This window comes from Micromonospora sp. WMMA1363 (assembly GCF_030345795.1).
Classification (GTDB): domain Bacteria; phylum Actinomycetota; class Actinomycetes; order Mycobacteriales; family Micromonosporaceae; genus Micromonospora.
In genome coordinates this window covers 5,222,480-5,235,688 of the sequence record NZ_JAUALB010000001.1, presented here as the reverse complement: position 1 = coordinate 5,235,688, position 13,209 = coordinate 5,222,480, and the positions used below count along the sequence as shown (strand labels likewise).

The following is a 13,209-nucleotide window of genomic DNA, read 5'->3' as shown; positions in this document are numbered from 1 at the left end:
CAGCCCGGAGCCGGGGTGTACGCGAGGATGGACAGCATGCGCATCGTGGTTCTGACCGGGGGCATCGGCGGCGCCCGGTTCCTGCTCGGCGTCCGGGCGTACGCCCGGGAGGTGGGCGCCGAGGTGACCGCCGTGGTCAACGTGGGCGACGACCTTTACCTGCACGGGCTCAAGGTCTGTCCCGACCTGGACAGCGTCATGTACACCCTGGGCCGCGGGGCCGACCCGGAACGCGGCTGGGGCCGCGTCGGGGAGAGCTGGGCGGTCAAGGAGGAGCTGGCCGCGTACGGAGCGGAGCCCACCTGGTTCGGTCTCGGCGACAAGGACACCGCCACGCACCTGGTCCGCACCAACATGATCAACGGCGGGTACCCGCTGCACCAGGTCACCGAGGCGCTGGCCAGCCGCTGGCAGCCCGGCGTGCGTCTGCTGCCGGCGACCGACGACCGCCTGGAGACCCATGCGGTGGTCGACCTCGACGACGGTCAGCGGGCCATCCACTTTCAGGAGTGGTGGATCCGGTACCGGGCGGAACTTCCCACGCACCGGTTCGTCTTCGTCGGCGCGGAGATCGCAAAGCCCGCGCCGGGCGTGGCCGAGGCGATCGCCCGAGCCGACGTGTTGCTGATCGCGCCCAGCAACCCGGTGGTGAGCATCGCGCCGATCCTGGCCGTGCCGGGGTTGCGGGAGGCGGTCGCCGACGGCCCCGCCCCGGTGGTCGGTGTGTCACCGATCATCGGCGCCGCCCCGGTCCGCGGGATGGCCGACCGTTGCCTGGCCGTCCTCGACGTCGAGTGCAGCGCCGCCGGGGTCGGCCGGCTCTATGGTGGGCGCACCGGGGGTGGCCTGCTCGACGGCTGGCTGGTCGCACCGGAGGACGCGGAGGCAACGGTTCCGGGAGTGACGGTGCGCGCGGTGCCGCTACGGATGGTAGACGAGGCAGCGACGGCGGCCATGGTTCGCGCCGCGGTGGAGCTGACGTGAGGCTGGAGATCCTGCCGGTGCAGGGCATCGGCCACGTGTCCGAAGGCGACGACCTCGCTTCCATGATCACTACCGCCGCACCGTGGCTGCGCGACGGTGACGTGCTGGTGGTAACCAGCAAGATCGTCTCGAAGGCGGAGGGCCGCCTCGTCGACGTCCCGGCGGACGGGCCGGAACGACTCGCGGCCCGCGCGGAGGTGCTCGCCGCGGAGACCGCCCGGGTCGTCGCGGCCCGGGGCTCGACCCGGATCGTGCAGACGCACCACGGCTTCGTGCTGGCCTCCGCCGGGATCGATGCATCCAACGTGGACAAAACCCGACTGGTGCTACTACCAGTCGACCCGGACGCGTCCGCCCGGGTGCTGCGTACCACGCTTCGCGAGCGACACGGACTCGACGTGGCGGTGATCATCACAGACACGATGGGCCGACCCTGGCGCAACGGGCTGACGGACGTGGCGCTCGGGGTGGCCGGGATGGCGGCGATCCGGGACCACCGGGGCGAGGTCGACCCGTACGGCAACGAGCTGGAACTCACCCAGATGGCGGTGGTCGACGAGCTGGCCGGCGCCGGTGAACTGATCAAGGGCAAGTGCGACCAGGTGCCGGTCGCAGTGGTGCGCGGTTACCTCAGCACCACCGGGCCGGACGACGGCGCCGGAGCGAAGGCTCTGGTCCGGGACTCCTCGCTGGACCTCTTCTCGCTCGGCACCGCCGAGGCCCGAGCCGCCGGGCTGGCCACCGCCGCCACCCTCCCCGACGGTCCGGCGACCACAGCGGTCAGCACCGAGGCGGTCGACCGGGCGATCGCCTCGGTGGCCGAGACGGTCCAGCCCGGCACGGTCTTCACCCACGTCACCGACCCGGAGGCGCGCGGACGGCTGATCGCCGCGGTGCCCGACTGGCCGACCGGGGCCAAGACGCTGGTGCTCGGCTCCCCGGCCACCCCGGTCGACCCGTTCGGTCTGGTCCGGTTCGGGGCGGACCTGCACCGTCTCCGCGCCGCCCTGGCCGCCGAGAACCTTGCCTCGACCCTGCTACCGCCACCGCCTGGTACCCCCGCCGCCGCCGCGCTCGCCCTCTGAGCACCCCGCCGATCTCGCACATTGTGCTGCGACATCGCCGCGACACGCGGCAGGTGCGGCCTGGATCCGGGGCCAGAATGGGCCGGCCGCCGGCCGGTCGCCGCTGAGTTCGGTGCGACGCCGCCCACTCGCCGGTCGTCCGCCCGGCGGCGCCCCGTCACCGCACCCAGAGCGCCACCCGATGGTCCTCGTCGGTCACGTAGAAGCAGCTTCCGTCCAGCTCGGCAAGCCCCTCCACGTGATGGAACGGGGCAAGGTCGGCGACCAACTCACCGCAGATCAGGTGGCCCGCGTCGGGCAGCCGGAAGCGGACGTGTCGGGAGGTGACATCCCCGCCGGCCGGGTGGTCCTCCAGCAGCACCGACCCCTTGCCCAGCGCGTCGATGGAGCCGATCACCGCCGCGTAGCCGCCGTCCGCGCCGGCCGCGAACGCCCGGAATCCGGCCAGCTCGCCGGGTTGGGTCACCCCGGTGAGGACGTACGTGCCCAGCGCCTCTGGCCAGGCCGGCGAGGCCTCGAACATGCCCGGCACCCCGGCCAGCTCGACAAGGATCGGCTCGCCGTCGGCGGTGACCGGGAACCGCAACCCGAGCAGCGCCGTGCCGGCCGGGGTGAAGGCGACCGTCTCCACGTTCAGCGGCAGGTCGTCGGGGACCAGTCGGTCGACCCAGCCCTTGGACCGGGCGGTCCCCCGCGCCACGGTCTCGCCGATGAACACCGACCGCACCCGGTCCCCCGGCGGCAGCGGGGTGAACGGTGCCTTGAGCAGGGCGTCATTGACCGCCCGGTGGATCCGGAACCGGTTGCGCACCACCTGCACCGGCAGCGCTCCGCCGCGCATCGCGTCGTCCTCCCGGAACCGCGCCACGAACGCCCGGCGCGGGCGTAGCGGACCGGCCTTGGAGCCGAAGTGCGACCCGAAGACGTACACCCAGCCGTCGTGGTGGGCGAGCGCTTCGCCGTCCTCGGTACGGCCGTTCTCCGTGCCGGCGTCGGCGGCCACGTGGTGCGCCGTCCAGGTGCCGTCGTCGAGTTCGAGGAGCAAGACGAGGCAGTGCTCGACCGGCCCCTCGTCGAGTACTGTCCAGAAACCGCGCCGCGCGCCGTGGGCGCGCAGCAGGGTCGCGGAACGCACCGGGAGGAGGTCGCTGGCCTCGTTGCAGCCGATCACGAATTCCAGGAGTCGCAGTGTCACCGGGCCAGCGTACGAACACGTCGCACATGGGGTGGACTGGGTGCGCACCGAGGAAAGGAAGGGCCGCTTGTCAACGCCTCGTGTAGGACAAGGCTCCCTTCCCGACACCCGGCTGCACGCCGACGCCGTGAGCGTGCTACGTCGTTGGACGCCCACCTCGGCCGCCGCCGCCGAAGCACGGGACCGCACCCTCGACCTACTGTCCGCCGGACCGGTGACGATGAACCGTGCGCACCGGGTTGGCCACGTCACGGCCAGCGCGCTGGTGCTCGACGCCACCGGCGAGCGGGTGCTGCTCTGCCTGCACGGCAAGTTCCACCAGTGGGTACAGCTCGGCGGACACTGCGAGCCCGGCGACCCCACACTGGCCGCCGCCGCGCTACGCGAGGCGACCGAGGAGTCCGGGGTCGCCGGCCTACGGATCGACCCGGTGCCGATCGACGTGGACATCCACCCGGTCGGCTGCCAGGGTGGCTCGTTCCATCACGACGTACGCTTCGCTGCCCTCGCCCCATCCGGCGCGGCGGTGCGAGTCAGCGAGGAGTCGGAGGAACTCGGCTGGTTCCCGTCGGACCGGCTGCCGGAACCGCTGGCCGGCGGGACCACCCAGTTGATCGCGCCCGCGCTCGCGGCCCTCAGACGAGCCCCTCTTCGCCTTGCTCCTTGAGCTCGTCGACGATCTTCTTGACGTCCTGGGCCCGGTCCCGCGGGCACACCAGCAACGCGTCCGGGGTGTCGACCACGATCAGGTCGCGCACGCCGACGGTCGCGACGAGCCGCCCGGAGTGCGCGACAACCACCAGGCTCGCGCTGTCCCGCAGGATCACGCCCGGCTTCGCGTCACCGCCGAGCACCACGTTGCCGTCCGTGTCCATCGGCAGCACCTCGCCGAGCGTGTGGAAATCGCCGACGTCGTTCCACCCGAAGTCGCCGGGGACGGTCGCCACCTTGCCGGCGGTCGCCGCGCCCTCCATCACCGCGTAGTCCACCGAGATCTTCGGCAGCGTCGGCCACACGGTGCGGAGCGCATCGTCCTGCTCGGCGGTGCCCCACGCCGCGGCGATCGCGGCGATGCCGGCGTGCAACGTCGGCTGCTGGCGGGCCAGCTCCGCGAGGAACACGTCAACACGCCAGAGGAACATGCTGGCGTTCCAGAGGTGCCGCCCGGACCGCAGGTACGCCTCGGCCACGTCAGCGCTCGGCTTCTCCTTGAACTCGGCCACCGGCCGCAGCGGCCCGTCCCCGACCGGGTCACCGGTCTCCAGGTAGCCGTAGCCCGTCTCGGCCCGGGTCGGGGTGATTCCCACCGTCATCAGCAGTCCCTGTTGGGCGCCGCGGACCGCCCGACGGACGGTCTCCCGCCAGCGCTGCGGGTCACCGATCAGGTGGTCGGCCGCGAACGAGCCCATCACCGCCGTCGGCTCCCGTCGCGCGATCACCGCCGCGGCCAGGGCGATCGCCGCGCACGAGTCCCGCGGCGACGGCTCCACCAGGATGTTCTCCTCCGGCAGCCCGGCCAGCTGGCGCGCGACCGCGGCAACGTGCGCCGCGCCGGTCACCACGAGTGTGCGCTCCGGCGTGGTGAGCGGGCCGAGCCGCTCGACGGTCGCCTGAAGCAGTGACGCGGCGGTGCCGGTGAGCGGGTGCAGGAACTTCGGGTGCCCGGCACGGGACAACGGCCACAACCTGGTGCCGCTGCCGCCCGCCGGAATGACGGCGTAAATCACCCGGCCATCATGCCCGACCCCGACCGGTGGGGCTGAGTGGTCGGCCCGATCGGTGTCACCTCACGACCGGGCCCGGGACCAGGCCGCGATGTGCACCTCGGCGCTGGATCCCCAGGTGAACTCCTTTGCCCGGTCGAAACCGGCCTTGGCGAGTGTCAGTCGGCGCTGCTCGTCGTCGAGCAGCGCGGTCAAATCGGCGGCGATCTGGTCCGGCGCCTCACTGGTGTACGCGACCGCGTCGCCGCCCACCTCAGGCAGCGAGAGCCGGGGGGTGGTCAGCACCGGCGCGGCGCAGGCCATCGCTTCCAGGATCGGCAGACCGAAGCCCTCGCCGTACGACGGGTAGGCGGCGACGAGCGCCCCGCCCAGAAAGCCGGGCAGGTCCGCGTACCGCAGGTAGCCGGGGCGCAGCAGCCGCAGGTGCGTCGGGACCTCGGCCACCGCGCGGTCGATGTCGTCGTCGTGGCCCTGGCCGCCGGCGATCACCAGGGCGGGCGGATTCTCTCGGTCCGCGACGGCGCTGGCCCAGCCCCGGATCAGGTTGGGGACGTTCTTGCGGGGCTCCTTCGCCCCGAGGAAAGCCACGTAGTGCTGGCTACCCAGGCCCAGCCGGGCACGCACCCGGGCCTTCTCCTCCTCACTCGGCGCGTGGAACGCCGAGTGGTCCACGCCGTGGTAGGCGACGTCGATGCGAGTGGGGTCGGCGTCCAGCAGTCGGATCAGCTCGTCCCGGGTGGCCTTGCTCGGCACGATCACCCGGTCAGCCCGGCGCAGCGACGTCTTGATGGCGCTGCGGAAGAACGTGCGACGGCTCTTGTCGTAGTGCTCCGGCTCGGTGAAGAAGGTCGCGTCGTGCACGGTCACGGTGACCGGGCAGCCGGCGCGCAGCGGACAGGTGTAGAAGGGCGAGTGCAGCACCTGCGCACCCACCTGCTGGGCGAGCAGCGGCAGGCCGGTCTGCTCCCAGGCCAGCCGTGCGGGACGGTGCGCGACGGCGGCAGGCGCCGGGATGATCTCCGCGCCGGGCAGCATGCGGGTGTAACGCTCCAGATCGGTGCGGAGGCTGACCACGGCCAACTCCACCCCCGACCCGCACACCTTGCCGAGCGCACCGAGCAGGCCGTCGACGTATCTACCGACGCCGCCGCGGTCGGCGGGGACACTCGTGGCGTCGATGAGCACGCGGGGCGGGCGACCGGCGGTCACGGGGCGACTCCTTGAAACTGACGGATCTGTGGGGAACAACACTCCGGGGCAAGCCTACGCCGGGCGCCGGGGTGGGCGGTGACCGCGACCCGACGGTTCGCCGACTTGTCGTCGTCATCTTCTACGGTTCACGGGGGCGTATCGTTCGCGCCGATGGCCGACAACATTGCCCGGGTCTTCGCTGACGCGATCGCGCCCGACCCGACCCGCCCGCTGCTGACCTGGTACGACGACGCCACCGGCGAACGCACCGAGCTCTCCGGCGCGACCTGCGCGAACTGGGTGGCCAAAACCGCCAACCTGATCGTCGACGGGCTCGGCCTCGGGCCGGGGGACACCGCGGGGGTGCTGCTCCCGCCGCACTGGCAGACCGCCACCCTGCTGCTCGGCTGCTGGTCGGCGGGGTTGGCGGTGACGGACCAGCCAGGCGTATCGGACGTCCTGTTCGTCGTGGCCGGGCGGCTCACCGAGCCGGACGGATGGTCGGTCGGGGACCGCTACGTGCTCGGTCTGGATCCCTTCGCCCTGCCGATGCGGCAGGTCCCGCCGGGCTTCGCGGACTTCGTGTCGGAGGTCCGGGTGCACGGCGACCACTTCAGGCCGTACCCCGACGGTGGGCCCGACGACGCGGACCTGCTGGCCCGTGCGACGGCCCGGGCGACGGAGCTGGGCGTCACCGCCGGCGACCGTATCCTGATCGACGTCGACCGGCACCCGGACCCGGTCGACTGGCTCCTCGCCCCGCTGGCCGCCGGCGCCACCGTGGTCCTCTGCGCCCACCCCGACCCGGCCCGGATGCCCGACCGGTTCGCCACCGAGAAGGTCACCCGGCCGTTGACCTGACCCACGCCGCCGTTCCACCCCCTCTGCCCCCCCGCGAGCCGCCGTTCCGCCAGACCCGCGACGTCGACCCCACACGGGCGGCGCCGGATCGGTCATGCGGACGCGGGCTGGTCGTGCGCGGCGCGGCGTTGGGCCAGGGCCGCGAACGCCGACAGCGAGTCCGGGTTGGCCATAGCGCCCTGAGCCGCCGCCGACTCGACCGGGGTGCCGGTGAGGATCTTCTTGACCGGGACCTCCAACTTCTTCGCCGAGAGGGTGCGCGGAACGGCCCGGACCTGGTGGATCTCATCGGGCACGTGCCGGGGCGACAGGGCGGTCCGCAGCTCTCGGCAGATCTTCCTCCGCAGGTCGTCATCCAGCTCCCGACCCTCGGCGAGCACCACGAAGAGCAGCAACTCGCCGGCGCCGCCATGGTCGTCCTCCAGATGCACGACCACCGAGTCGACGACGTCGTCCAGCCCTTCCACCACGGAGTAGAACTCGGCGGTGCCGAGCCGGACCCCGCCCCGGTTGAGGGTGGCATCGGAGCGGCCGGTGATCACACACCCGCCGCGCTCGTTGACCGTGATCCAGTCGCCGTGCCGCCAGACGCCCGGGTAGACGTCGAAGTACGCCTCCCGGTAGCGGCTGCCATCCGGGTCGTTCCAGAAGCCCACCGGCATACTCGGCATCGGCTCGGTGATCACCAGCTCGCCCAGGTGGCCGATGACCGGGGTGCCGTCTGCCGAGCGGGCCTCCACCTTCGCCCCGAGCGCCCGGCAGGCGATCTCGCCTGCGTACACCGCAAGCAGCGGCACCCCGCCGACGAACCCGGTGCAGACGTCGGTGCCGCCGGAGAGCGACTGGAGCTGGAGAGCGTCACCGACGTTCTCGTACACCCAGGTGAAGCCCTCGGCCGGCAGTGGCGCACCGGTCGAACCGACGCCGCGCAGCGCGGACAGGTCGGCGATCTCCCGGGGGACCAGGCCAGCCTTGCGGCAGGCCAGCAGGAACGGCGCGGAGGTACCCAGGTATGTGGTGCCCGTCTCCGCCGCGAGCCGCCACAGCACCCCGAGGTCGGGGTGTCCCGGGTTGCCGTCGAAGAGCACGATCGTCGCGCCCACGGCCGGCCCGGAGGCCAGGAAGTTCCACATCATCCAGCCAGTCGTGGTGAACCAGAAGAACCGGTCGGCCGGACCGAGGTCGTGGTGCAGGGCGAGCATCTTCAGGTGCTCCAGCAGGATGCCCCCGTGACCGTGCACGATCGGCTTGGGCAGGCCGGTGGTGCCGGAGGAGTAGAGCACGTAGAGCGGGTGGTCGAACGGGACCGGAGTGAAGGTCAGCGGCTCGTCGGTGGCCGCCGCCAGGTCGGGCCAGGAGATCGCCCCCTGCGGCGGCGCGCCGGCCGGGTCCAGGTACGCGATGCCGACCGTGTGCCGAAGCGACGGCAGGGCGGCTCGGATCGCGGCGACCTCGGCCCGGCGGTCCACCGGCTTGTCGCCGTAGCGGTAGCCGTCGACAGCGACCAGGACACTCGGCTCGATCTGCTGCCAACGGTCGGTGACGCTGCGGGTGCCGAATTCGGGCGCGCACGACGAGAAGACGGCGCCGAGGCTGGCGGTGGCCAGCATCAGCACGTACGTCTCGGGGATGTTCGGCGCGTACGCGGCCACCCGGTCGCCCGCGCGGACCCCGAGCCGGCGCAGACCGGCGGCGACCCGGCGGACCTGCTCCCGCAACCCTGCGGCGGTGAGCACCACCGGTGGCCGGGTCTGCCCCTGGGCGATCACCACCGGCTCGTCGTCGCCCCGGCCGGGCATGCGCAGCACGTTCTCGGCGTAGTTGAGGGTGGCGCCGGGGAACCAACGGGCGCCCGGCATCTCCCGCCGGGTGAGAGTGGCCGTCGGCGGAGTGTGGCTCAGCACGTCGAAGTGGTCCCAGATCGACCGCCAGAAGGCATCCAGGTCGGTGACCGACCATCGCCACAGGGCGTCGTAGTCGGCGAAGTCGAGCCCCCGGTGCTCGCGCAGCCAGCGCAGGTAGGCCCCGATCCGGGACCGCTCACGGACGTCCGCCGGCGGCGCCCACAGCATGTCACCCATCGTTCCACCCTCTCTCCGGCCCGGCACGACACTGTGCACGGGCCGTGGCGCCATCTTGCCCTACCCGCTGGCACCATTCTCCGCACCCGGCCGGGACCGGTGCACGTGCGCGGACCACCGTGCCCGGCGGCGCCCCGGGTGGGCGGCGCCGGGTGGGAGGTCCAGCGGCGTCAACACATGGTGCACCCGCTCCACCCGCAGGCGTGCGGAAGGACGCCTCACCTCGACCCCGCACCTCGACTCCATCGACCCTCGGCCGGGCTGGTTGACCTGGGCGGACAAGCGCACCAGGCGGTGGCTGGCAGCTCGGTCACAACGGAGGCGGTACGGTGCGCGGATGCGACATCTCTGGAGCTTCCTCGCGGGGTTGGTGCTGGCACCCGTCACCTGGGTCCTGGTCACCCTCGGGCAGGACGGTTCGGCCCGCACCGTCGACCGTTGGGTGGAGATCGACAGGTTCAACACAGCCAACCTCATCGAGCCGGCGGTCTGGCTCGCTGTGGCTGGCATCCTGCTCGGGCTGCTGGCCACGCTGCGGGTCTCGCCGCTCGGCCCGCTGGTCGCCGGGCTGCTGCTGGTGAGCCCGTACGTGGGACTGTTCGTCGCACCGTTCAGGGTGCGCGACTGGATCCCCGACGGGTTGGAGTTCCTCGGTGACCCGCTTCCACTGCGCCTGCCGGTGGACAACGGGACCCTCTTCCTGATCGGTCTGCTGCTGGTGATGGCCACCTTCAGCGGGCAGCGCTGGCGGCGGTGGCCACAGCCGGTGGCCGGGGTGGGGCTGGCGGAGACCCCGGAGCGGAGCGACGTCCCGGTCGTCGACTGGGCGGCCGCGCCCGACCAGGACACCGCCCCGATGACCCTGGGCTACCCGGGCCCGACCGAGCCGCTGCCCCGGCGAATGGGCGGCGAGTCGCCCTGGTCCGCGCCGCCGCGCGGCACGAAAGGTCCGGAGGAGACCACCACCGAGCTGCGCTGACCGCACGAGGTCCGGACACGGCGCTGGGCTCGGCCCAGCTGGCCTTCCTCGACCGGCCGGGCGTCCACGCCGTCGACCTGCCGCACCGTCGGCGGCGTGGACGAGAACGTCCACGAACTCTTGAGTCGCGGTCGGGACGTCTGCCTGCTGCTTACCCCGGGTGGGAACGCGTCCCGCCGTGGCGGAGCCACCGTCTGGCTTTCGCCAGGCTCGGGTTCCGCCAGCCCCTGTGGCAGCCCCGCCGACGTCAGCCCTTGAGCAACTGGCGGGCCATCACGACGCGCTGCACCTGGTTGGTGCCCTCGTAGATCTGGGTGATCTTGGCGTCCCGCATCATCCGCTCGACCGGGTAGTCCCGGGTGTAGCCGTAGCCGCCGAGCAGTTGCACGGCGTCGGTGGTGATCTCCATAGCGGCGTCGGACGCGAAGCACTTGGCCGCCGCACCGAAGTAGGTGAGGTCCGCGTCACCCCGCTCGGACCGGCCGGCCGCCGCGTACGTCAACTGGCGCGCCGCCTCCACCTTCATGCCCATGTCGGCCAGCATGAACTGGATGCCCTGGAAGTCGGCGACCGGCTTGCCGAACTGCCGGCGTTCCTGCACATACCCCAGGGCATAGTCGAGCGCGCCCTGCGCGATACCGACGGCCTGCGCGGCGATCGTGACCCGGGTGTGGTCCAACGTCCGCATCGCGGTGGCGAAGCCCGTGCCCTCCGCGCCGATCATGCGGTCGGCCGGGATTCGGACGTTGTCCAGGTACACCTCGCGGGTCGGCGACCCCTTGATGCCCAGCTTCCGCTCCGGCGCGCCGAAGCTGACCCCGGGGTCGGACTTGTCGACCACGAAGGCGGAGATCCCCTTGGACCGGGCGGACGGGTCAGTCACGGCGAAGACGGTGTAGAACTCGGACACCCCGGCGTTGGTGATCCAGCGCTTCACGCCGTTGAGCACCCAGTGGTCGCCGTCACGGACCGCACGGGTGGTCATCGACACGGCGTCGCTGCCTGCCTCCGGCTCGGACAGGCAGTACGAGAACATCGCGTCGCCGGAGGCCACCCGGGTCAGATACGTCCGCTTGAGATCGTCCGACCCAGCCAGGACCAGCGGCATGGTGCCGAGCTTGTTGACCGCCGGGATCAGTGAGGAAGAGGCGCAGGCACGGGCCACCTCCTCGATCACGATGGCGGTGGCCAGGGCGTCCGCGCCGGCGCCGCCGTACTCGACCGGAATGTGCGGGGCGTGGAAGTCGGCCGCCCGTAACGCGTCGTAGGACGCCTTCGGGAACTCGCCGGTCTCGTCCGCCTCGGCGGCATGCGGAGCCACCTTGGCCGCACAGACCTCACGGACCGCTTCCCGGACCGCCTGGTGCTCCTCGGTCAACCGGTAGACGTCGAACGATTGCTCTGCGGCCATGTCGGCCCCTCCCCTTCACGACTATCATCCGCAGTCTGTACCTCGCCTGGCCGCGACCGCGCAGACTGAAGGATAGCCACCACGGTTCAGGCGATGGTGCCGCCGCGTAGGGTGGGTAGCGTCCGCGACTCCGACCCGCCCGGCGGCCAGCACGACCCCAGGACGAATAATCCCTCTGATGCCCCGACGGGGCCGCAGCAGGATGCGACGCGACGAGCGGCGCCAGCGCGAGCGGAGAAGACAGGCGTGACGATTCCGTACCCGAACACTCAGCCGACACCTCCGATCGGCCCGGTGACGCCCCCCTCGGGCGCGGCCCGACCGCGGGTTACCTTCATCGGCACCGGCTACCTCGGCGCTACGTACGCCATCTGCTACGCGGAGCTGGGGTACGAGGTGCTCGGCTTCGACGTCGACGCTGACAAGATCGCGATGCTCAACGCCGGCGAGGTGCCGATCCACGAGCCGGGCCTGGACGAGCTGCTCAAGCGCAACCTGGCCGCCGGTCGACTTCGGTTCAGCACGGACATGGCCGAGACAGCCGACTTTGGCGACGTGCACTTCATCTGTGTCGGCACTCCGCAGCGGGCGGAGGCCATGGGCGCCGACCTCTCGTACGTCGAGGCCGCCGTCACCGGCCTGGCCGCACAGCTCACCCGCAAGGCGCTGATCGTCGGCAAGTCGACCGTGCCGGTCGGCACGGCCGAGTGGGTCGAGCAGCTGGTGAGCAAGCACACACCGGCGGACCTGGGCGTCGAGGTGGCGTGGAGCCCGGAGTTCCTCCAAGAGGGCTTCGCCGTCGACGACGTGCTGCGGCCGAACCGGATCGTGGTGGGCGTCAAGAGCGAGTGGGCCAACGGCATGCTCTACGCCGCCCACAAGGGCGTCTTCGACCTGGCCGCCACCGAGGACCGCGAGGTCCCCATGGTGGTCACCGACTTCGCCACCGCGGAGCTGGTGAAGGTCGCGGCGAACGCGTTCTTGGCCACCAAGATCTCCTTCATCAACGCGATGGCCGAGGTCTGCGAGGCCGCCGGTGGCGACGTCACCCACCTTGCCCGCGCGATCGGCTTCGACCCGCGCATCGGCAACCGGTTCCTCCAGGCCGGGCTCGGCTTCGGCGGCGCCTGCCTGCCCAAGGACATCCGGGCGTTCCAGGCCCGGGCGCAGGAGCTGGGTGCCGGCGAGGCGCTGCGTTTCCTGCACGAGGTCGACCTGATCAACCTGCGCCGCCGGACCCGGGTGGTTCAGCTCGCCGCCGAGCTACTCGGCCGCCGTTCCGGGCCCGCCGGCCCGGACCTGTCCGGCACGCGGATCGCCGTGCTGGGGGCGACCTTCAAGCCGAACACCGACGACGTCCGCGACGCTCCGGCACTCGCCGTGGCGACGCTGCTCCGCAAGGCCGGCGCGGACGTGCACGTGTACGACCCGCAGGGCATGGAGCGCGCCCGGGCGGTGGCGCCGGAGCTGACCTACGAGCCTGGCATCACCGAGGCGGTGACCGGCGCCGACCTGGTCTGCGTCCTGACCGAGTGGGCCGATTTCCGCAACGCCGATCCGGTCGCCCTCGGCCAGCTGGCCGCCGGCCGCAAGGTGGTGGACGGCCGCAACTGCCTGGACTCGGCACTGTGGACTCAGGCCGGCTGGGAGTATCGCGGCATGGGTCGCCCCTGACCGAGGCGTCGGACGGCCGGTCGC

Annotated in this window: 11 protein-coding genes; 6 read left to right on the top strand and 5 right to left on the bottom strand. The window is 72.1% G+C overall.

Annotated elements, in window-relative coordinates; genetic code table 11:
- Window positions 1-36: 36 nt before the first annotated feature.
- Entirely contained in the window at window positions 37-984 is a 948-nt protein-coding gene (gene cofD, locus QTQ03_RS24420) for a 2-phospho-L-lactate transferase (protein ID WP_289280081.1), read from the top strand.
- Window positions 981-2,069 (top strand): coenzyme F420-0:L-glutamate ligase, encoded by a 1,089-nt coding sequence (locus QTQ03_RS24415; RefSeq protein WP_289280080.1) that lies wholly within the window; start codon window positions 981-983, stop codon window positions 2,067-2,069. The genes cofD and QTQ03_RS24415 overlap by 4 nt, the downstream gene beginning before the upstream one ends.
- Before the next feature lie 157 nt (window positions 2,070-2,226).
- Here QTQ03_RS24415 and QTQ03_RS24410 read toward each other — a convergent pair whose 3' ends face one another.
- A complete protein-coding gene (locus QTQ03_RS24410) occupies window positions 2,227-3,264 on the bottom strand; it encodes a hypothetical protein (RefSeq protein WP_289280079.1) in 1,038 nt (345 codons plus the stop codon).
- A gap of 67 nt (window positions 3,265-3,331) precedes the next feature.
- Here QTQ03_RS24410 and QTQ03_RS24405 point away from each other — a divergent pair, with 67 nt between their 5' ends.
- Window positions 3,332-3,931, top strand: coding sequence for an NUDIX hydrolase (locus QTQ03_RS24405; RefSeq protein WP_289280078.1), 600 nt, complete (start codon window positions 3,332-3,334; stop codon window positions 3,929-3,931).
- Here the strand turns inward: QTQ03_RS24405 and QTQ03_RS24400 are convergent.
- On the bottom strand, window positions 3,900-4,991 hold the full coding sequence (locus QTQ03_RS24400; RefSeq protein WP_289280077.1) for a mannose-1-phosphate guanylyltransferase: 1,092 nt from the start codon (window positions 4,989-4,991) through the stop codon (window positions 3,900-3,902). The genes QTQ03_RS24405 and QTQ03_RS24400 overlap by 32 nt on opposite strands.
- 60 nt (window positions 4,992-5,051) lie before the next feature.
- The gene (locus QTQ03_RS24395) at window positions 5,052-6,197 is read right to left on the bottom strand and encodes a glycosyltransferase family 4 protein (RefSeq protein ID WP_289280076.1); all 1,146 of its coding nucleotides are present in this window, start codon (window positions 6,195-6,197) and stop codon (window positions 5,052-5,054) included.
- 153 nt (window positions 6,198-6,350) lie between these two features.
- Here QTQ03_RS24395 and QTQ03_RS24390 point away from each other — a divergent pair, with 153 nt between their 5' ends.
- The gene (locus tag QTQ03_RS24390) at window positions 6,351-7,040 is read left to right on the top strand and encodes a TIGR03089 family protein (RefSeq protein ID WP_289280075.1); all 690 of its coding nucleotides are present in this window, start codon (window positions 6,351-6,353) and stop codon (window positions 7,038-7,040) included.
- Between the two features lie 92 nt (window positions 7,041-7,132).
- On the opposite strand, the gene QTQ03_RS24385 is transcribed toward QTQ03_RS24390, so the two are convergent.
- Window positions 7,133-9,121, bottom strand: a complete 1,989-nt coding sequence (locus QTQ03_RS24385) for an acetoacetate--CoA ligase (protein WP_289280074.1) — start codon at window positions 9,119-9,121, stop codon at window positions 7,133-7,135.
- A gap of 337 nt (window positions 9,122-9,458) precedes the next feature.
- Here QTQ03_RS24385 and QTQ03_RS24380 point away from each other — a divergent pair, with 337 nt between their 5' ends.
- Window positions 9,459-10,100: a hypothetical protein gene (locus QTQ03_RS24380; RefSeq protein ID WP_289280073.1), complete on the top strand. Its 642-nt coding sequence runs from the start codon at window positions 9,459-9,461 to the stop codon at window positions 10,098-10,100.
- 247 nt (window positions 10,101-10,347) lie between these two features.
- Here QTQ03_RS24380 and QTQ03_RS24375 read toward each other — a convergent pair whose 3' ends face one another.
- Window positions 10,348-11,511, bottom strand: a complete 1,164-nt coding sequence (locus tag QTQ03_RS24375; RefSeq protein ID WP_289280072.1) for an acyl-CoA dehydrogenase family protein — start codon at window positions 11,509-11,511, stop codon at window positions 10,348-10,350.
- Window positions 11,512-11,757: 246 nt separating this feature from the next.
- Between QTQ03_RS24375 and QTQ03_RS24370 the strand changes: the two genes are divergently transcribed.
- Window positions 11,758-13,185, top strand: a complete 1,428-nt coding sequence (locus QTQ03_RS24370) for a UDP-glucose dehydrogenase family protein (protein ID WP_289280071.1) — start codon at window positions 11,758-11,760, stop codon at window positions 13,183-13,185.
- Window positions 13,186-13,209: the final 24 nt, after the last annotated feature.